We start from the raw sequence: 19,972 nt of genomic DNA, 5'->3' as shown, positions 1-19,972 counted from the left end.
ACCCGATTCTGCTACGCCACGCGCCCCCGCAACACCGGGTACCGGGATCGGATCACCGATACTGTGCGCCATGGCCTCAGACCGGCGCGAGTTGGCCGCGGTGTTCGCGGGGGGCGCCCTCGGCACCCTGGCCCGTGCGGGCCTCGAGGAACTCGCGGCCAGTGACCCCGGGCGCTGGCCGTGGCCCACGTTCACGGTCAACATCGTCGGCGCATTTCTGCTCGGGTTCTTCGTCACCCGCCTGCTCGAACGTCTGCCGGTGTCGAGCTACCGCCGACCGTTGTTGGGCACCGGCATCTGCGGAGGGCTCACGACGTTTTCCACCATGCAGGTCGAGACCGTCAAGATGCTCGAACACGGCCACTACGGCCTGGCCATCTCCTACCTCGCGGCGAGCGTGGCCGCCGGCCTGGTGGCGGTCTATCTCGCGACGGCGCTCGTGCGCCGGGTTCGGACGCGTCGATGACCGCGGTGGTGTGGTTCGGCGTCGTCCTACTCGGCGGACTGGGGGCAGTCGCCCGCCTCACCGTCGACAAGGCCGTGTCGCGGCGCATCAGCCGACCATTTCCGTTCGGCACGCTCGTCGTCAACGTCAGCGGCGCTTTCCTTCTCGGCGCGTTCGCCGGGTTGACGCTGCGGCCGCACGTGGCGCTCCTGGTCGGCACGGCCTTCGTCGGCTCGTACACGACCTTTTCGACGTGGATGCTGGAGACGCAGCGGCTGGCCGAGGAACGCCAGCTGGTCGCGGCGCTGGCCAACATCGGTGTCAGCATCGTCTCGGGCCTGCTCGCCGCGTGGCTCGGTCAGCGCCTGGGAGCTGTACTGTGACCGAAATACACACGCTCACAGTATATTTCGCCGAAAGACAACGGATGGGAGGGCGCTTCGTCGCGGATGCGCTGCTCGAGCTCTGCACCCGGGAAGACGTGGCCGCCAGCATCTGTCTACGTGGCATCGCGGGGTTCGGCACCACGCATGTGCTGCGCACGGACCGCTCGTTGACGCTGTCCGAGGACCCTCCGGTAGCGGTGACGGCCGTCGACAGCCCGGAACGGATCCGTGGGCTCGCCGACGGGGTGGTCGCGCTGGCGCAGCGCGGGGTCATCACTGTCGAGCGGTCATGGCTGGCCCCGGATTCACCGCCCGGCGACGGGGCGGTGCGGCTGTCCCTTCTTCTGGGACGAAAACAGCCGGTCGCCGGCGCACCCGGGTACGTAGCGGTGTGCGAGGTCCTGCACCGGCGCGGATTCGTCACCGCCGACGTCTTCCTCGGCGTCGACGGCACCGTGGCCGGCCAACGCCGGCGGGCTCGTTTCCTGAGCCGCAACACCGATGTACCCCTGCTCGTCACCGGCGTCGGTCCGCGCGCGCAGGCCCCGGCAGCGCTCGACGAACTCACGGCCCTGTTGGACACCGCACTGATCAGCGTCGCCCCGGTCGTGGTCTGCAAAGTCGACGGCCGCACCGTCGCCGAGCCGCCCCGCCACTGGCGCTCCCACAAGATCACGGTGCACACCAATGAGGACACCCGACACGGGGGCAGATCTGGGGGCCGCCCCGTGCACCGCGAGCTCATGACGCGGCTGCGCGCGACCGACCATGCCGGCGGCGCCACCACATTGCGTGGGCTGTGGGGATTCCGAGGCAGCCAGCGCCCGCACGGCGACCACTTCCTGCAGATCGGTCGGCACGTACCGGTGACGACCACACTGCTCAGCACCGACACCACGATCGGCGCCGATTACGGCGTCGTCGACCAGGTGACGGCGGAGCACGGCGTGGTCACCTGCGAGCAGGTGTCCGCGCTGGTCGCGGTCCACGATGGCCGGCGGCGCGGCACACTGACGCTCGACTGATCACAGCGCGAGCAGCGCCACTCCGCCGGTGATCAGCGCGACCACCTTGACCGCCTCCAGCCCGACATAGACGACGTGCGCCCGCGACCGCGGAGCATCCTCACCGGCCAGCACGCGATCCGAGCGACGTGTCAGCGCCGGGCGCACCAGCAGGACTTGGACCGCCAGCAGCGCGACCGCCGTCACCGTGGCGCCCAACGCAACACCCGTCACGTGCGCGGTCAGCACGCCGACGAGCACCACGACCGCGAGGACGACCTCGCTCGCATTGAGCGCGCGGAACACGAGGCGGCCGATCCCGAGCCCTACGGGCAGCGTGACTCCCGGCGCGCGGAACTTCAGGGGCGCTTCGAGGAAGGAGATCGCCAGCACCATGCCGAACCAGGTGAAGGTCGCCGCGACCGCGACCGCCGAACCAGCGTGCACATCGGCGAGCTTAGGAGGTGGCACGCTGAGGCGATGGACCGTGTGGCCGAACTCCAGCGCTGGGCCGACTCAGGCGCCGTCTGGGAGGTGATCGGCCGCGCCGCCGGCACGGTCACCGTGGCACTGCTGCGCTGCGACGGGGGCGAGGAAGCGGCCCGCTTCACCAGTTCCGAGCCAGAGCTGTTGGCCTACCTCGCCGACCGCGACAGCAGTCAGGAGTGAGCGTTCAGGCGTGGGATTTCTTCTTGCCGAACGGCAGAACCGACACGATGCCGACGACCAGCGCACCGACGATCAGCCCGATCACTGCCGAAGCTGCGGTGTTGACCAGCCAGGCCAGCACCGCACCGACCCCACCCACGTGGTGCACGGCCTCCTCGGCGTGGTGCACCAGGGAGTAGGGGCCGTGCCAGCCCAGCGTGTCGGTGCCGACGAGCAGGATGTGCCCGCCCACCCACAGCATCGCCGCCGTTCCCACGACGGACAGGAAACTGAGCAGCTTCGGCATACCCGCCACCAGTCCGCGCCCGATGCGCTGCACGAAGGCACTGGAACGCTGGGTGAAGTGGAGCCCGACGTCATCCATCTTGACGATGCCGGCGACCACGCCGTAGACCGCCACCGTGATCACCACCGCGACGACGAGCAGAATGATGAGCCTCGGCCAAAACGATTCGGAGGCAACCTCGTTCAGCGCGATCACCATGATCTCGGCGGAGAGGATGAAGTCGGTGCGGATCGCGCCGGCCACCATCTGCTTCTCGGCGTCCGGCCCCTGTGCGGCGGCGGTCTCGTGATGGCCGCCGTGGCCGAGCAGCTTGCCGAACACCTTCTCAGCACCCTCGTAACACAGATACGTCGCACCCAGCATCAGGATCGGTGTGAGCAGCCACGGTGCGAACTGACTGAGCAGCAGCGCCGCCGGCAGGATGAACACGATCTTGTTGCGCAGCGAGCCGATGGCGATGCGTTTGATGATCGGCAGCTCGCGCTCGGCGGTGACACCGTGCACGTACTGCGGGGTCACCGCGGTGTCGTCGATGACGACCCCGGCAGCCTTGGCGGTCGCCCGCCCCGCGGCCGCGCCGACATCGTCGACGGACGCGGCCGCCAGTCGGGCCAGTGCCGCGACGTCGTCGAGCAGGGCGAACAGCCCCCCGCTCACCGGACACTCCTGATCGCACCTGCGGTCATGGCGGGAAGAGTACCCGCAGCGACCGGTCAGGAGTCTCCCAGCGCCGGACGCACCGGATAAGCGCTCGCCGGTTGTCGGAGCAGCGTGCTAATTTGCGCTGAGATCGTCGGGGGCAGCGCAACAGGTCGCCGACTCAGGGGGGTGCCACATGCGCAAGGCCGTACGCCCGTGGCTGACTGTGGGGGTGGCCGCCCTCGGTGCGGGCGTCACAGTCGTCGCGCCACCGCACGCCCCGGAAAGCCAAGTGCACGTTGCGAATTCAGCAGTGGTTCAGCACGCCACCCGGAGTCCACTGCAGTACTACCCCGAGATGCTGTCGCGGTCGCTGACCAACGCAGGGCTTCTCGCCGACGAGTACCTCGAGGACCCCTTGCCCGTCGTTCGGGCGATTGCCGACAATCAACATCGCGCCGTCGTCGAGATACTCCGCGCCGCCGCCGAACTGGACCCAGAGGCGTTCGCGCATGCAGTCCTCGCCGCGGTCAACCAACCGGTCGCCGGCCTCGGCCGCGTGGTCGGCAGCGGCGAGCCGTTCCGCACGGCCAACAGCCTGCTGGTCAGACTGACCATGCCCGCGGCCAGCGGTGTGTTGGCCGGCGGGGCAGGCGCAGCCGATACCGTCGCCGCGGTGACCGACCTCGACCCTGTGCGTGCTGCCAGCGCGCTGGTCAACATCCCGGCACGCACTGTCGACGGACTGCTCAACGGCCGCGTCGACGGCGAGAACGACGAATACTTCGGTCTCCTCGGTGACGTCGTGGAAGCCCCTGTGAGCGAGGAGATTTCGGGGCCATTCGACTATCTGATCCATTCACTGCGCGACATCGGCGAGACGATCTCCGCCCCGCCGTCGGCTGCCGACACCCTCGCCGATCCGGGTGCGGCACCACCCGACCTGGATGCGCCGACGCTGACGGTGCACTCGAATGGCGAAGACACCCCTGCAGTACAGCCTCCCCCCGAACGGGCGGACAGCCGAGCCGAGGGTGAGGCCGAGAGCGAGAGCGCTGCCGCGCGGGATCGGCCGGAAAGCCCCCGGCCGACGCAGAGACGCCATGGCGCGACACCGCGCCACGCTGAGCCGTCCGCCCCTCGCCACGCGCGCGGAACCGACGCCCAGTCAGACACCGACAGGCCCTCGGCGTAGCTCGGGGAGTTTCGGGGGACGGAGGCTCGGGTATCTGCGGGGCACCCTGCGACAGATTGGTGGCCCATGAAATCCCCGAGGACTGCACTGGCCGTATTCGGCGGCGCGACGTTGCTCGTGTTCGCCGTCGGTTGTGGAGGCGGTGAGAGCGGCGACTCGAGCAGCACGTCGTCGACGACCGAGAGTAGTACCACCACGAGCACCACGACGCCGGCCAGCAGCACTGCGCCGACGATGAGCACGAGCCCGGCACCCGGCGGTGCGACCGGTGGCGGCGGAGCCGACGGCGGCGGCGGTGCCATCCCGGGCGGCCCGACCGGTGGCGGCGACGCCAACGGTGGCGGTGGCTCCATCCCCGGCGGGCCTACCGGTGGCGGCGACGCCAACGGTGGCGGTGGCTCCATCCCCGGCGGACCCACGGGCAGCGGCGGTCCCGGTGGCGGCGGCGGCTCCATCCCCGGCGGCCCGACCGGCAGCGGCGGACCCGGCGGTGGCGGCGGCTGCGTGCCCGGCGTCGGCTGCGTCACGGTTCCCTGAGCCCGTCGATGCCTTCAGCCCGTCCTGCCGTGTTGTTCGACGTCGACGGCACCCTCGTGGACTCGAACTATCTGCACATCTACGCCTGGATTCGCGCCTTCGACGCAGAAGGCGTGGGAGTCGAGGCGTGGCGGATCCATCGGTGCATCGGCATGGACGGCACGACGCTGGTGAAGACCCTGGCCGGTGACGACACCGGCCAGGGTCAGCTCGATGAACTCAAGAGCAAACACAGCGAGTTCTACCGGGAGAGTGCGCACCTGCTCACTCCCCTGCCCGGTGCGCGCGACCTGCTGCGGCGCGTCGCGGACCTCGGCCTGCAGGTGGTGCTCGCGACCTCCGCGCCCGACGACGAATTGCGCACGCTGCGTGAGGTTCTCGACTGCGACGACGTGGTGTCCGAGGTGACGTCGTCCGAGGACGTCGACACCGCCAAACCACAACCCGACATCGTCGAGGTCGCACTGGAGCGGGCCGGCGTCACCGCCGCAGAGGCGGTGTTCGTAGGCGACGCGGTCTGGGACTGCGAGGCTGCCCGCCGGGTCGACCTGACCTCGGTCGGTGTCCTCTCCGGCGGCGTGTCGAGGGGCGAGTTGTCCGAGGCGGGCGCGGCTGCCGTATTCGAGAACGCCGCCGACCTGTTGGCGCACCTCGACGCGACGCCTATCGGCAAACTCGCCGCTAGCTCCTGAGCGCGGCCAGTCTGCGCCGTGACGCCGGGCTGGGCACGTGCTGCGGCCACCAGAACCACCGGCCCAGCATCGTGGCCATCGCCGGCGTCATGAACGAGCGCACGATCAGTGTGTCGAACAGCAAACCCAATGCGATCGTGGTTCCGACCTGCGCCATCACCGCCAGGTCGCTGAAGGCGAACGAGGCCATCGTGAACGCGAACACCAACCCCGCCGAGGTGACCACCGAACCGGTGCCCGCCATCGCGCGGATGATGCCTGTCTTCAGCCCGCCTTCCTTCTCCTCTTTGAACCGCGAGACGAGCAGCAGGTTGTAGTCCGAACCGACGGCGAGCAGCAGGATCACCGACATCGGCAGCACCATCCAGTGCAGCTCGAGGCCGATCAGGTGTTGCCAGAGCAGAATCGACAGACCGAAGGACGCGCCGAGGGACAGCAGCACCGTACCGACGATGACCGCCGCGGCGATCGCGGCCCGGGTGATGATCAGCATGATGACGAAGATCAAGGTGACAGCGGCGATTCCGGCGATCAGCAGGTCGTAGTGCGAGCCGTCCTTCATGTCCTTGTAGGTGGCCGCGGTGCCGGCGAGGAAGACCTTCGATCCCTCCAGCGGGGTGCCCTTGATCGCCTCTTTGGCCGCCGTCTTGATCGGGTCCACCTTGTCGAGGCCCTCGATGGTCGCCGGGTCGCCCTCGTGGCTGATGATGAACCGCACTGATTTGCCGTCGGGCGAGATGAACTGCGCGATACCGCGCTGAAAAGCCTTGTTGGTGAACACTTCCGGCGGCAGGTAGAACGAATCGTCGTTACGCGAATCGTCGAAGGCCTCCCCCATCGCCGACGCGTTGTCCTGCTGCGCCGCCATCTGGTCCTGCATGCCCTTCTGCGACTGGTACATCGTCAGCATCATCGACTTCATCGACCGCATGGTCTCGATCTGAGAAGGCAGCAGCTCCACCAGCTGCGGCATCAACGTGTCGAGGCGTTCCAGGTCGGGAACGATGGCGGCGATGTCGTCGCTCATCGTGTTGATCCCGTCGAGGGTGTCGAACACCGAGCGGATCGCCCAGCACACCGGGATGTTGTAGCAGTGCGGTTCCCAGTAGAAGTAGCTGCGCAGCGGACGGATGAAGTCGTCGAAGTTGGCGATGTTGTCACGGAGGGTCGCGACGTCGACGGCGGTGTCTTTCGTCTTGAGCACCAACTGGTGCGTGGTGTCGCGCATCTGCTGGGTGATGCCGTACATCTTCTGCATCGTGTCGATGGTCTTCTGGATCTCGTCGGCCTGCGTGAGCATGTCACCCATCCGGTCCTGCTGATACTTCTGGTTCAGCTGCATGAGCGTGCCCTGCATGCTCATCTGGAACGGGATGGTGCTGTGCTTGATCGGCTTGCCGTCGGGGCGGGTGATCGTCTGCACGCGGGCGACACCAGGTACCCGGAACAGGGCCTTGGCGATCTTGTCGATGACGAGGAAGTCCGCCGGATTCCGGAGGTCGTGGTCGCTCTGAACCATCAGCAGTTCGGGATTCATCCGCGCCGTGCCGAAGTGGCGATCCGCCGCGGCGTACCCGACGTTCGCCGGGATGTCGGACGGCAGGTAGTTTCGCGCGTCGTAGTTGGTCTTGTAGCCGGGAAGGGTGACCAGCCCGACGAGCGCGAGCGCCAGCGTCGCTCCCAGCACCGGCCCGGGCCAGCGCACCACCATCGTGCCGATGCGGCGCCAGCCGCGGGAGCTGATCGCGCGCTTGGGAGTGAAAGCTCCGAAACGGCCCGCGATCACCACCACCGCGGGCCCGAGCGTCATTGCGGCCAGCACTGCCACCAAGGTGCCGACCGCACAGGGCACGCCGAGTGAGTTGAAGTACGGCAACCGCGTGAAGCTCAGACACGACATGGCGCCCGCGATCGTCAGACCCGAGCCGAGGATGACGTGCGCGGTGCCGTTGAACATCGTGTAGAACGCCGTCACCCGATCCTGGCCCGCGCCGAGCGCCTCCTGGTAGCGCCCTATGGCGAAGATCGCGTAGTCGGTACCCGCCGCGATGACCATCAGCACCAAGAGATTCACCGCGAACGTGGACAGCCCGATGACGTTGTTGATCGCCAGGAAGGACACGATGCCACGGGCCGCGCCGAGCTCGATGAACACCATGAACAGGATCAGCAGCATCGTGACGACGGACCGGTAGACGAGCAGGAGCATGATCGCGATGACGCCGATGGTGATCAGCGTGACGCGGAAGATGCTCCTGTCGCCTGCGTGCGCCTGGTCGGCGATCAGCGGCGCCGGCCCGGTCAGGTAGGTCGTCATGCCCGGCGGCGCGGGGGTGGAGTCGATGAGTTCGCGCACCGCGGCGACCGACTCGTTGGCCAGTGGTTCGCCCTGATTGCCGTGCAGGTTGATCTGGACGTACGCGGCCTTGCCGTCCGCGCTCTGGGCCCCCGAGGCGGTCAGCGGGTCGCCCCAGAAATCGGCGACGTGCTGAACGTGGGCCTTGTCGGCCTCGAGCTTGTCGACGAGCGTGTCGTAGTAGCGGTGCGCTTCGTCGCCGAGTGGGTGGTCCCCCTCGAGCACGATCATCGCGGTGCTGTCGGAGTCGAACTCCTCGAAGTTCGCGCCGATCTGCTTCATCGAGATGTAGGCGGGTCCGTCCTTGGCGGCCAGACCCACGGTGCGGTCTTCGCCGACCTTCTCCAGCGACGGGAGGAGCACGTTGGTCCCGACGGTCAGCAGGAGCCAGCCCAGCAGAATGGGCACGGCGAGGGCGCGCACGACCCGCGCCACTCCCGAGTGCTCATTCGCCATCGTGCATCGTCCCCATCAAGCCTGACCTCGCCCTTTTCCAGGCCTTTTCCGGGCCCATTCCAGACCCACGTCGTGGAGTCGCCCGCGCATCACCCGGCGCGTCGAAGATACATACAACTAGCTCATCAAATCTTTCGCTGTCGATCCGGGCAGACGTTACCGGTTCGCCACCCTGTCGTCGGCCCTGCGCTCGCGAACGTCACTGTTGCGTTGCTCCGTAGGCTGGCGGAATGCGTTCGGAGCTGTGCGACTGATGTCGTCAGAGGAGCGCGCGGGGGTCGACCTGACCAACCTCGACCAGCCCCTCGACGGGGATGGCGGGGCGACCAAACGCGACCTCGTCGACTACCTGGACGCGATCTCCGACCGGATGCTCCCGGTGCTGGCCGATCGGCCCTTGACCGTCCTGCGCGTGCTGCGCGGCCGTGCCCCGTTCATGCAGAAGAACCTGCCGACGTACACCCCGGAATGGGTGCCGACCGTGCAGATGTGGGCGGAGGCGTCGCACCGCGACGTTCGCTACGCGCTCTGCAACGACCGGCGCACGCTGCTGTGGCTGGCCAACCAGCGTGCCGTCGAGTACCACCCGGCGCTGGGCCTGGCCGGCGACGTTCACCGGCCCACCCACCTGATCCTCGACCTCGACCCACCCGACGGTGCAGACTTCACCGCGGTCGTCTCGGTCGCGGAACTGGCCCGTCGGGCCCTGCAGGACGTGGGGTTGACGGGCGCGGTGAAGACCAGCGGGTCGAGAGGTCTGCACGTCTTCGTCCCGGTCGAGCTGGGCGGGCTGCAGACTCCGGGTGAGGACGTGGCCGCGGCCACCCGCGCGCTCGCGGCGCGGGCCGAGGCGCTCGATCCGGCGATCGCGACCACGGCGTTCATCGTCTCCGACCGGGCCGGCAAGGTGTTCATCGATGCCACCCGCTCGGGTGGGGCGACCGTCGCCGCGGCGTACAGCCCACGCCTACGCCCCGGGACGCCGGTGTCGTTTCCGGTCGCATGGTCGGAGCTCGACAGCGTGCACCCGTCGGATTTCACGATCACCACGGCGGTGGAGCTGCTCGGCGGACGGGACCCGTGGGCCGAGGCGATGCCGATGCCGCAGCGGCTGCCCGACGAGCTGATCGAGCACGGACGGACGATCCCCGTCGCACGGGTGGCGGCGATGCACGAGGGCAAGCGACGTGCCCGCGCCCGCCGGCAGGCCGGAAACTGAACTACTGGGCCGTCTGAACTACTGGGGCGGCGCGGCCTGCACCGTCGTGACCTTGTCCAGGCCGCTGACCGTCAGGACCGACATCAGGATCGGGTTGACGAGCACATCGATGGCGTCGGCATGGTCGAACAGCACGTTGATGGCGCCACTGTCCAGATATTCGATCCGGGTCAGATCGACGCGCACCGGGGCTTCGTCGCCGGTGCGCACCGCAGCGCCGAGGGCCTCGGAGAACACGGCGACATTGCTCAGGTCGAGTTCGCCTGCCGCCGCCACCACTGTTGTGCCGTCGTCGCGGCGGTCGGTGTGCACCTCCAGCGGAGTGGCCATCACGCGATCCTCGCCTGCATGTGCACCGTGGTGCCGGTCGTCTGGGAGTCGATGGACACATCCTGCATCAGGGCATGCATCAGCCCGAGGCCGCGTCCCCGATGGATCGCCGGCGTCTCGGCCTGCGGTTTCCAGCGGCCCGTGTCGCGGATCGTCACCTGGAGGTGGTCGGCGAACGCGCTGGCATGCAGGCTGACCGTCCCGCCGGGGTCGTCGCGGTGGCCGTGCTCGATCGCGTTCGCCACCGCCTCACCGACCGCGATCAGCACGTCGAGCGTCTGCTCCTGGCTGACACCTGCGCTCCCGAGCCACGTCCGCAGGGCGGCGCGGCTCGGCGCCAGCTCGGCCACGTCGGCGGTCATGTCGATCTCCAGCGGCGCGGGCTGCCGGTAGAGCAGCAGCGCCACGTCGTCGTCGTAACCGCTGTCCGGCGCCAGCCCGGTCATGATCACGTCGGCCAATTCGTCGAGCGCGGTGCCGCGATGAGCACCGACGACGCCGGTGGCGCGGGCGATGCCGTCGTCGATCGATTCCCTGCGGCGCTCGACCAGGCCGTCGGTGTAGAGCAGCAGGGTGGCACGCGGCGGCATCGTGACGCGCGTTTCGGGGCGCGGCTGCCCGTATCTGACGGCCAGCGGTGTGGAGCGGGCGTCGTCGAGCAGTTCTGTCGTCTTGTCGGCGAAAACCAGAATGGGCGGCGGATGCCCGGCGCAGGAGTAGGTCAGCTCGCCGGTCCCGGGGGTGAGGACCGCACAGAACGCGGTGGTGCACCGCGCCCCGGGAAGGCGCGCGGCGAAGCGGTCGAGCGCCGACAGCGTCGCGGCAGGGCTGGGATGCTCGAGGAGCAGGGCCCGACACGCACTGCGCAGCTGACCCATCACCGTCGCGGCGGCCAGTCCGTGCCCGACACAGTCACCGACGATCAACCCGATCCGGCCGTCGTCGAGGTCGACGACGTCGTACCAGTCCCCGCCGACCTGCAGCGGCCGGGTGGCGGGTTGGTAGCGCACCGCGAACCCCGTCGAGAGGGCCGGCCCGAGAATCGCGTGCTGCAACGCCAGCGCGGTCTCGCGCTGCTGGTCGATCTGGTGTACCCGCTGCAGCCCCTGACCGAGCCGGCCGGCGAGCACCGTGAGCAGTGTGTGGTCTTCGGCGGTGAACCGGCGCTGCTCGAGGAGCTCGATGTGGATCACCAGGATGCCGCGGGGGTGTTGCATGGCCACCCCGGCCGACCCGGGCTCCGAGGTAGCCGGGTCCAGCAAATCGCCGTCGCGCAGCGTGGTGATCGCGCGCTGCGCACGCTCGGACAATCCGCCCCAGCCTGCGACACTCTCCCCGGCGCTCACGACATGTGGTGCGCTGGAGCGTGATCCGGAGCCATCCGCCGGGAACGTCACGGCGACCACCCGGCGGGCGTGCCAGACGCCACGCAGCTGCTCGGCGGCGGCCCGCACCGCGTCGCCGAGCGTATCCGCCTGTGCCAGAGCATCACTGAGTGACGCCAGCGCGGACTCGCGCTGAACCAGGTAGTGCTCGGCGGTGACATCACGCATGGTGCCGACCACCACCTTGCGGCCGGTGTCCGGGTCCTCGGAGTGGGTGAACGTCGCGGTGACCCAGAGCCGGTGCCCGTCACGGTGAGTGACGGGCACGTGATTGATGGTGCCGTGCGGCTGGTCCATCAGGCTGCCGAACGCCTCGGCGACCTCGCGGTGGGCGTCGGCGTCCGTGTCGGCCGACGGCCACCAGGGATACACCGGCGCATACGGCAGGCCGGACGCGTCGAATCCGAGGATGTCGGTGAACGCGCCGTTGATCTCGATGACCGAGCCGCCCTCGTCGCACAGGAAGAACGCCTCCTGCAGCGAGTCGACCAGCGCGGTGCGCCATCGCGCGTGATGGTCACGGAGGCGGGCGAGTTCGACATTGGTGCGCACGCGGGCCAGCAGTTCGGCCGCGGCGAACGGCTTGACCATGTAGTCGTCTGCCCCGGCCTGAAGACCGCTGATGGACGCCTCTTGCCCGGCACGGGCGGACAGCAACAGCACCGGGACCGCGGCGGTTCGCCGGTCGGCGCGCAGGGCCGACACCAGGGCGAGCCCGTCGAGCCCCGGCATCATCACATCGCTGATCACCATCTCCGGGGGGTTGGCGCGCACCGATTCCAGCGCCCGCACACCGTCGGTGACGGCGTCGACCACGTAACCGTCGGATCGCAGCAATCGGGTCAGGTAGTCCCGCATGTCGGCGTTGTCGTCGGCGACGAGCACCCGAACCGGCGCCCCGGAGAGCGGCGACTGCGGTGCGTCAGCGCCGGAAACCGTTGCGGTAAACCGATTGTCGGTGTCCGCTTCACCCTGCCAGCGCATCGCCTCTTCGACGTAGGCGTCCGCCGAGGCGCCGAGGCGGCGGACCGATTCCGACGCGATCGCTTCGGCAGGGAGATGATCGGTGCCGAACGGCAGCCGGATGTCGAAGGTGGTGCCCACGCCGTGGGTACTGTCCACATCGATGGTCCCGCCGTGCAATTCGACGAGTTCCTTGACCAGCGCGAGCCCGATACCGCTGCCCTCGTGCGAGCGGGCCGCGACGTTCTCGATGCGATGGAACCGCTCGAACAGGCGCGGGATCTCGTCGGTCGGCACCCCGGTCCCGGTGTCCGACACGGTGATCAACGCCCCGTCGCCGTCCTGGCGGACGGAGACCGAGATCGTGCCGTCGAACGTGAACTTGAGGGCATTCGACAGCAGGTTGAAAACGATCTTCTCCCACATGTCGGTGTCGACGTAGACCGGCTGATCGAGCGCCGCGCAATCCACCGCAAACGTCAACCCCGCCCGTTCCACGGCGGACCGGAACACGCTCGCCAGTTCCGCGGTCGCCGCACCGACATCGACGGGCACATAGGTCGCCTGCGCCCGGCCGGCTTCGATGCGCGAGAAATCGAGGAGGGTGTTCACCAGTTTGGTCAGCCGTAACCCGTTGCGCCACACCACGTCGAGCTCTTCACGGGTGGAGGTGTCGACATCCTCGCGGCGCCGAAGCTCGGCCACGGGATCGAGGATCAGGGTCAGCGGCGTGCGGAACTCATGGCTGATGTTGGAGAAGAAGGTGGTCTTCGCCCGGTCGAGTTCGGCGAGTTCCTCGGCCCGGCGCTGTTGCGCGCGGTAGCTGCGGGCCAGGCTGACACCGGCGGCGAGGTGGCCCGCTACCAGAGTCACGAAGCCGCGGTAGCCCTCGTCGAGCGGTCGATAGCGGTTCAGTCCGGCCACCAGGAACCCCACCGGCGCGCCGCCACCCTGCTGCAGGAGCGGGGTCACCAACGCCTGGGTGGGCGATTCTCGCCAGTCACCGGTCGGCATGGGCGGGAAGTCGTCGAGATCGACGACGATCGTCTGGCCTGCCGCGGCCGGCGCGACCGGCCAGATGTCACCGTCCGCTGCGATGACTGCCGCCGCCGCGGGATGATCCGCTCCGATCCCGCTCATCCCTGCCAGGCGCCCAATTCCGTCGGCGTCCAAGAGGTACGTCAGCGTGAACGGCAGGTCCCGAAGGTTGTGGCTCAACTGCCGATCGGCGAACGCGAGGATCTCCGTTTCGGTGCGGGCGACACTGGGATCGGAGCCCAGATCGCGCAGCGTGGCCATCCGACGTTCACCGATCACCTGCACGGTGTCCTCGCTGACGACGCAGAGCAGACCGACCACGGTGCCGGTGTCGTCGCGCAGCGGGCTGTAGGAGAACGTGTGGTAGGACTCCTCCGGGTAACCGGAGCGTTCGAGGAACAGCAGCAGCGCAGCGTCCCAGGTCGCGTCGCCGGTGGACATCACGTGCTCGATGCGGGGGTAGATGTCGGCCCAGATCTCCGCCCAGACTTCGCGCGCGGGCCGGCCGAGCGCCCAGGGGTACTTGCGCGCCAACGTGTCCCGGCGGTAGGCCTCGTTGCAGAAGAAGGTCAGCTCTGGACCCCACGCCATCCACATCGAGAACCGCGAGGACAACAGGATGCTGACCGCGGTCTGCAGGCTCTGTGCCCACTGCTGCGGCTGACCCAGCGGAGTGGCGGCCCAGTCCACCCGAGCGAGGTCCCGGCCGATCTCGCCGCCATCGGTGAACGGGCCGGGAGACGTCACAGCGAACCGGCGTCCGTTGCCAACGCTTTCGCGACGGAGGGAAAGGGACGCAGCACGGTGTCCAGCTTGGTCACCTCGATCGGCCGGATCACCTCCGGGTTGTCGGCGACCACGCGAACCGCGACGCCGACGTCGCGGCCCCGCTCATAGCAGCCCAGTACGGCGTTCAACCCTGCGCTGCCGAAGTAGGTCACCCGTGTCAGGTCGATGATCAACACCTTCGTCGGGGCCGTCGCGCCGGTGGACAGACCGCCGTCGAGCGCATCGACGAGCGCACCGACTGAGTTCGAATCGACGTCACCGCGGACGCACACCACCACCGCGCCACCGTCAACATCCTGTACGACGTCCAGCAACCCCACACACCTTCGTATCCACCATCACCGGCCCCATCATCGGCGCTCGGCGTTCGAGCCGACCCGTTCGTGCACCGTGAGCATCAGATGGTCGACCTGGCGGCGTACACCCCCGCTGTCGACCGTAACCGCACTCAGCTCGGACACCAGCTGCGCCGCCAGTGCTCGCAGCTTCGTGTTGGTTTCTTGCGACCTCCACAGCAACAGCTTGAACGCCTGATCGGCGTCCACGCCGTAGACCAGCATCAGTGCGCCCTTGGCCTGTTCGATGGCCGCTCTGGCTTCGAAGAGATCGGGCAGCGACTCGTCGAGCGCCGCACGTCGCTCCCTGTCGAGGGTTTCGGTCAGATCGACGTAATAGCCTTCGGTGCCGACGACCGCACCCTCGTCGTCGTACATCCGATCGGCGATCACGATCACGTCGTGCTCGACGCCGCCGGTGTCGACGAAGCGATGCTTGCTGTTGAACGAGCCGCCGAAGTGCAACGCGTAGTCGAGCAGTTCCTGGACGGGCCGGCGGTCCTCGGGGTGCTTGTGGGAGAGCAACAGCTCGGTGGTCGGCTCGATGGCGCCGGGTTCGTAGCCGTGCATCCGCGCCACCTCATCCGACCATTCCCAGCGCTGCCCGACGAACCAGAAGCGGAATCCGCCGGCCGGCAGCTGACTGGTCGACGACGACGGTCCGGCCGACGGCGGCCCGGAAGACGAGGCGGAGGCGCGGGCGGATTCCGGCATGCCGCCATTATCCCATCACCCCTCCGCCGGATCGGCCTTCTGCTCAGAAGTCATGTTCCGACAGCAGATGTGGTGCCCGATTCGGCACTGTGCGGCCCGAACTCGTGCGCGATCGTGACCACGACGTCAGCCGGGAACCCGCCGCGGCGGGCGTGCTCACGGATGGCGTCCTCGTCGTCTGCCTCGTGTACGCAATAGATCTTGTCCCCCGCGACATAGCTGGTCACCCAGCGATAGGGGACGCCGAGGGAGTCGACGGCGGCGTTGGACGTGCAGGCGATGGTCGCCAGCTGTTCCTCGGTCAGCTCCGATGCCCCGGGGATGTGCCGCTCGATGAGGAATCTCTGCATGAGCCTCTCCTGTTCTCGATTCTCGTGGTCCGGCCCGTGCCGGACGTCGTCGACTCTGGTCGATACGGCGACCACGGTCATCGGGAGAACCTCCCCATTTACCTAGGTGACGGTCGGCAGGTTGCCGATACGATTCCTGGGTGACGCTCACCGGCTGCGAGCGGCAGTACGAGCAGCTCGCGGCCATGCACGCAAGGGCGCGCGCCGGTCATGGTGGCGCGGTGCTGGTGTGCGGGGAGTCCGGCGCCGGCAAGACGACCTTCGTCGAGCAGTTCGCCGCCGGGGTCGGCGAGCACACCCGCGTCCTGTGGGGCGCCTGCGATCCGCTGTCCACCCCGAGGCCACTCGGACCGGTTCATGACGTCGCCCATGAACTGAGTCCGCCCACCCGTCGACAACTCGCCGAGGGACAGCAGCCGTACGACATCTTCGTGTCGATGTTCGACGAACTGCGCAGCTCGCCCGCGATCCTGGTCCTCGACGATCTCCAGTGGGCGGATCAGGCCACCCTCGACCTGTGCCGCTTCCTGCTGCGCCGGGCCGCGCAGTCGACGCTGCTGATCGTGGGGATCCTGCGCGACGACGAGGTCGACCTGACCCATCCACTGCGAGGCTTCCTGGGAGACGTCGCCCGCTCCGCGCATGCACAGACGCTGACCGTGCCCCCACTGGACGTGGACGCCGTCACCGCGCTGGTGGGCACGCGTGATGTCGACCCGGTGTGGCTGCACCGGATCACCGGTGGCAACGCGTTTTTCGTCTGCGAGATGCTCGACCAGGACTGCTCTGACGGCGCAGAGTTGCCAACGACGGTGCGCGACGCGATCCTGGCCCGCACCGCCGACCTCGGTGCCGACACGTGGGACCTCCTGCAACTGTTGACCTGCGCCCCGGGCGCGATCGGCGATCAGCTGCTGGTCGGGCTCGGTGTGACGCTGCCCGCGCTGCGCGCGGCCCACCAGGCGAAGCTGATCCGGCGGGACGTCCGTGGCGTGGCGTTCCGCCACGACCTCTGCCGGCGCGCCGTCGCCGGTGCGCTCCCGCCCGGCGCGCAACCGAGCCTGCACCGCAGATTCGTCGAGGCCCTGAGCACCGTCGCGACGCCCGACCCTGCAGTGCTCACCCACCACGCACTCGGCGCCGGGGACATGACGCTGGCCGTCGCGGCCGCGGCCGACGCCGGCCGGGCGGCCGCGCGGACGGGGGCGCACACCCAGGCATGCGAGTTCTTCGAGCTGGCCCTGCAACAAGGGGGGCTGCTCTCCGACGCCGTCGAGGCAGAGCTTCTCGAGCTGCTCGCCCCCGAGTACTACCTGACCGACCGGCTCAGCGATGCGATCGCCGCCAGCCGACGGGCCCTGCTGCTGCGCCGCGCCCTGGGCGACTCGGCCGCGGTGAGCGCGAACCACCACGCCCTCGCTGTCTACGAGTGGTACAGCGGAAACCGCGCCGCGGCTGAGCAACACGCCGCCGATGCCGTGGCAGCGCTGGAAAGACTTGCCGGCGAATGCGATTCAACGCAACTCTGTCAGCTCGGGCACGGTCTTGCCATGCAGGCATTCCTTGCGGTGCAGGCCAACAGCATCGAGGACGCCGAGCGCATCCTGCGTGGTGCGCGCGACATCGCCACCGCCGTCGCCGACACCGATCTGACGGCACGGGTGGAGCTGATCGGTCAGTACTGCGGCATCCTGTCCGGGCGAGCGCACTCGCGGGACCGGTTGTTGGCCGTCCTGGCGGCAGCACCCCGGCACATCGACGAGATCTACTCGAGCGGATACACCAACCTCACGCACTTCGACGTCGAGCAACGACGGCTCGGGCCGGCCGCAGAGCTGCTCCGACACAGCATCCCGCTGATGGTCGAACACGATCTGCCGATTTGCCGCATGGTGCAGGTCGGGTCGCGCAGCAGACTCGGACTACTGACCGGCGACTGGGCCGCCGCGCTGGCCGACGCCGATTCGGTGCTGCGCAGCCCGAGCGCCCCGCTGGCCAGGATGTGGCCCCTGCTCATCCGCGGCCTCGTCGCGTTGCGTCGGGACGGTGGTGACAGCGGACTGATCGATCAGGCCTGGGAGCTCGCCGAGCGCTTCGGAGAGCTGGTGCGGATGTTGCCTGTCGCGTCGGCCTTCGCCGAACGCAGCTGGGTGACCGGCCAGCCCGACCCACACCTGGATCACTGCCTGGTTCTGTTGCGGGACAGCGGTTCTCACAGCGGCCTGGAGTGGGCGCGCGGCGATCTCGCCGTGTGGTTGCACCGGCTGGGCATGCCGGTCACCGGTACCGCCGGCGTCGCCGAACCGTATGCGCTGCTTCTCGACGGCCAACTCGACGACGCAGCGCGGGCATTCGAGGAGCTGTCGAGCCCTTACGAGGCCGCGCTGGCGTGTGGCTCCACCGCTGACCCGCTGTTGTCGCGCCGGGCGCTTGACATGCTGGACCGGCTCGGGGCCGACGCGATCGCCGCGAGGATGCGCGCCAACCTGCGCGCGGCCGGCATGTCCGGCGTTCCCGGGCCGCGGCGCACCAGCACCCTCGCCCATCCTGCCGGGCTGACCAGCCGGCAGGTGGAGGTACTGCGCCTACTGGGCGACGGGCTGACCAACGCCGAGCTCGCCGAGCGGCTGTTCCTGTCGGTGAAGACGGTCGATCACCACGTGTCGGCGATCCTCACCAAGCTGGGCGCCACGAGCCGGCGGGACGCGGTACGTCGCGCCCACGAGGCGGGACTGCTCCCCCGGCCGTCCGCCCCGCTCTAGACCCCTGTGCGGTCGTCGGCCCGTGTGTGCGACGTAGCCGACTGTCGCTGCGTCACCCTGCGCGCGATGGCGTACAGCACGACGCCGACCAGCAACAGGATCCCGCCGAACAGCCAGACTTGCCCACTCTGTTGGGTCAACAGGAGCAGGCACGAACCGACGCCGAGCACCGGCACGAACGTCCACACCCGGAAGTGCCGGTGGGCGACCTCGTCACGACGCAGCACCAGCACCGCGACGTTGGTGGACAGGAACACGAACAGCAGCAGCAACACCACGGTCTCGGCCAGGGTGGACAGGTCGCCGACCAGGGTCAGCAGCATCGCCACCGCGGTGGTCGCGACAATAGCGACCCACGGCGTGCGGCGGCGGGGCAAGACCCGGGTCAGCCCCGTCGGCAGCAGACCCTGCTCGGCCATGCCGTAGGCGAGACGGCTCGACATGATCATCGTCAACAACGCGCCGTTGGCCACGGCGATCAGCGCGATGAGGCTGAACACCCAGTCGGGCACACCGACGCCGGATGCGGCGACGACGGCCAGTAGCGGGCCCGAGGACTCGGACAATTCGCTCGCCGGCAGCGCGATCGCGCTGGCCACACCGACCAGTGCGTACATCACCCCCGCTGTGATCAACGCACCGAACAGCGCCCGCGGATACACCCGGCTCGGATCCTTGATCTCCTCCACGACATTCGCCGACGTCTCGAACCCGACGAACGAGTAGTAGGCGATGATCGCGCCGCCCAGGATCGCCAGCGCCGGGGTCGACCCGTCCGGGAACTCGACGACGCGACCGACGTCGCCCTGACCGCGGCCGAGCATCACCGCCACCACCGCGATGACGATCAGCAGGCCGGACAGCTCGACGACCGTCATCACCACGTTGGTTTTCAGCGACTCGGAGATACCCCGCGCGTTCAGGCATGCGACCAACAGCAGGAACACCAACGCCGCAGGGACGACGGGTACGTCGACGAACGTCGCGAGATAGTCGCCCGAGAACGCCAGCGCGAGTCCGGCGGCACTGGTCACGCCCGCGGCGAGCATCGAGAAGCCGACCAGAAACGACAGCAGGGGTCTGCCGAACGCCCGGTCGGCGAACACCGACGCTCCTCCCGCGCGGGGGTACTTGGTGACCAGTTCGGCGTAGGACCCTGCGGTGAGCAGCGCCAGCACCAAGGCGATCACCAGCGGCGCCCACAGCACACCGCCCACCTCCTGCGACAGCACACCCATCAGCGCGTAGATCCCCGCGCCGAGAACGTCACCGAGGATGAACAGGAACAGCAGAGGGCCCGTGATGCGGCGGGCCAGCTTCGTCGACCCGGTGTCGGTGTCGCGCGCCGGGTCGGTATCGGATGCCATCGGATCTCAGTACCCGCTGCCTCGCCATCTAGGCCCGAGGAATCGAGCGACACCG

At 68.7% G+C, this 19,972-nt stretch carries 18 protein-coding genes; 9 read left to right on the top strand and 9 right to left on the bottom strand.

All coding sequences use genetic code 11. The features are described 5' to 3' along the window. Positions 1 to 70: 70 nt before the first annotated feature. The 3 genes from crcB (ACZY1G_RS20245) to ACZY1G_RS20235 are packed head-to-tail and all read left to right on the top strand — an operon-like array spanning position 71 to position 1,856. Positions 71 to 466, top strand: a complete 396-nt coding sequence (gene crcB, locus ACZY1G_RS20245; RefSeq protein WP_463823455.1) for a fluoride efflux transporter CrcB — start codon at positions 71 to 73, stop codon at positions 464 to 466. Beyond that, entirely contained in the window at positions 463 to 828 is a 366-nt protein-coding gene (gene crcB / locus ACZY1G_RS20240; RefSeq protein WP_463823454.1) for a fluoride efflux transporter CrcB, read from the top strand. The genes crcB (ACZY1G_RS20245) and crcB (ACZY1G_RS20240) overlap by 4 nt, the downstream gene beginning before the upstream one ends. Beyond that, positions 795 to 1,856: a DUF190 domain-containing protein gene (locus tag ACZY1G_RS20235; protein ID WP_463823453.1), complete on the top strand. Its 1,062-nt coding sequence runs from the start codon at positions 795 to 797 to the stop codon at positions 1,854 to 1,856. The genes crcB (ACZY1G_RS20240) and ACZY1G_RS20235 overlap by 34 nt, the downstream gene beginning before the upstream one ends. Here the strand turns inward: ACZY1G_RS20235 and ACZY1G_RS20230 are convergent, their stop codons facing one another. Beyond that, entirely contained in the window at positions 1,857 to 2,231 is a 375-nt protein-coding gene (locus tag ACZY1G_RS20230) for a hypothetical protein (RefSeq protein WP_463823643.1), read from the bottom strand. It abuts the gene before it with no gap. A gap of 84 nt (positions 2,232 to 2,315) precedes the next feature. On the opposite strand from ACZY1G_RS20230, the gene ACZY1G_RS20225 reads away from it, so the two are divergent. Then, a complete protein-coding gene (locus ACZY1G_RS20225; RefSeq protein WP_463817090.1) occupies positions 2,316 to 2,504 on the top strand; it encodes a hypothetical protein in 189 nt (62 codons plus the stop codon). Positions 2,505 to 2,508: 4 nt separating this feature from the next. On the opposite strand, the gene ACZY1G_RS20220 is transcribed toward ACZY1G_RS20225, so the two are convergent. Beyond that, positions 2,509 to 3,447: a DUF808 domain-containing protein gene (locus ACZY1G_RS20220; protein ID WP_463817091.1), complete on the bottom strand. Its 939-nt coding sequence runs from the start codon at positions 3,445 to 3,447 to the stop codon at positions 2,509 to 2,511. Between the two features lie 178 nt (positions 3,448 to 3,625). Here ACZY1G_RS20220 and ACZY1G_RS20215 point away from each other — a divergent pair, with 178 nt between their 5' ends. The 3 genes from ACZY1G_RS20215 (at position 3,626) to ACZY1G_RS20205 (ending at position 5,853) form a co-directional block, all read left to right on the top strand. Continuing rightward, entirely contained in the window at positions 3,626 to 4,624 is a 999-nt protein-coding gene (locus ACZY1G_RS20215) for a hypothetical protein (protein ID WP_463823452.1), read from the top strand. Between the two features lie 66 nt (positions 4,625 to 4,690). Further along, positions 4,691 to 5,161, top strand: a complete 471-nt coding sequence (locus ACZY1G_RS20210) for a hypothetical protein (protein ID WP_463823451.1) — start codon at positions 4,691 to 4,693, stop codon at positions 5,159 to 5,161. 8 nt (positions 5,162 to 5,169) lie between these two features. Then, positions 5,170 to 5,853 carry an HAD family hydrolase gene (locus ACZY1G_RS20205; RefSeq protein WP_463823450.1) on the top strand — a complete coding sequence of 228 codons (684 nt, stop codon included), beginning with the start codon at positions 5,170 to 5,172 and terminating at the stop codon, positions 5,851 to 5,853. Here the strand turns inward: ACZY1G_RS20205 and ACZY1G_RS20200 are convergent. Continuing rightward, entirely contained in the window at positions 5,843 to 8,665 is a 2,823-nt protein-coding gene (locus ACZY1G_RS20200; RefSeq protein WP_463823449.1) for an MMPL/RND family transporter, read from the bottom strand. The genes ACZY1G_RS20205 and ACZY1G_RS20200 overlap by 11 nt on opposite strands. 253 nt (positions 8,666 to 8,918) lie before the next feature. Here ACZY1G_RS20200 and ACZY1G_RS20195 point away from each other — a divergent pair, with 253 nt between their 5' ends. Continuing rightward, positions 8,919 to 9,884, top strand: coding sequence for a DNA polymerase domain-containing protein (locus ACZY1G_RS20195; protein ID WP_463817097.1), 966 nt, complete (start codon positions 8,919 to 8,921; stop codon positions 9,882 to 9,884). An 18-nt stretch (positions 9,885 to 9,902) separates the two neighbouring features. Here ACZY1G_RS20195 and ACZY1G_RS20190 read toward each other — a convergent pair whose 3' ends face one another. The 5 genes from ACZY1G_RS20190 to ACZY1G_RS20170 are packed head-to-tail and all read right to left on the bottom strand — an operon-like array spanning position 9,903 to position 15,869. Beyond that, positions 9,903 to 10,214, bottom strand: coding sequence for an STAS domain-containing protein (locus tag ACZY1G_RS20190; RefSeq protein WP_463817099.1), 312 nt, complete (start codon positions 10,212 to 10,214; stop codon positions 9,903 to 9,905). Continuing rightward, a complete protein-coding gene (locus tag ACZY1G_RS20185; protein ID WP_463817100.1) occupies positions 10,214 to 14,347 on the bottom strand; it encodes a SpoIIE family protein phosphatase in 4,134 nt (1,377 codons plus the stop codon). Before ACZY1G_RS20185 ends, ACZY1G_RS20190 begins: the two co-directional genes overlap by 1 nt. Continuing rightward, positions 14,344 to 14,709 carry an STAS domain-containing protein gene (locus tag ACZY1G_RS20180; protein ID WP_463817102.1) on the bottom strand — a complete coding sequence of 122 codons (366 nt, stop codon included), beginning with the start codon at positions 14,707 to 14,709 and terminating at the stop codon, positions 14,344 to 14,346. Before ACZY1G_RS20180 ends, ACZY1G_RS20185 begins: the two co-directional genes overlap by 4 nt. A 30-nt stretch (positions 14,710 to 14,739) precedes the next feature. Then, positions 14,740 to 15,438, bottom strand: a complete 699-nt coding sequence (locus tag ACZY1G_RS20175) for a PAS and ANTAR domain-containing protein (RefSeq protein WP_463817103.1) — start codon at positions 15,436 to 15,438, stop codon at positions 14,740 to 14,742. A gap of 50 nt (positions 15,439 to 15,488) precedes the next feature. Then, positions 15,489 to 15,869: a DUF4242 domain-containing protein gene (locus ACZY1G_RS20170; protein WP_463817105.1), complete on the bottom strand. Its 381-nt coding sequence runs from the start codon at positions 15,867 to 15,869 to the stop codon at positions 15,489 to 15,491. A 59-nt stretch (positions 15,870 to 15,928) separates the two neighbouring features. On the opposite strand from ACZY1G_RS20170, the gene ACZY1G_RS20165 reads away from it, so the two are divergent. After that, a complete protein-coding gene (locus ACZY1G_RS20165) occupies positions 15,929 to 18,550 on the top strand; it encodes an ATP-binding protein (RefSeq protein WP_463817106.1) in 2,622 nt (873 codons plus the stop codon). Here the strand turns inward: ACZY1G_RS20165 and ACZY1G_RS20160 are convergent. Then, positions 18,547 to 19,917: an APC family permease gene (locus ACZY1G_RS20160; protein WP_463823448.1), complete on the bottom strand. Its 1,371-nt coding sequence runs from the start codon at positions 19,915 to 19,917 to the stop codon at positions 18,547 to 18,549. The two genes, ACZY1G_RS20165 and ACZY1G_RS20160, sit on opposite strands and share 4 nt — an antisense overlap. Positions 19,918 to 19,972: the final 55 nt, after the last annotated feature.

This window comes from Mycobacterium sp. IDUB_5, from assembly GCF_055419565.1.
The sequence above is the reverse complement of the archived record's forward strand: the minus strand, read 5'-3'. Positions and strand labels throughout refer to the sequence as shown.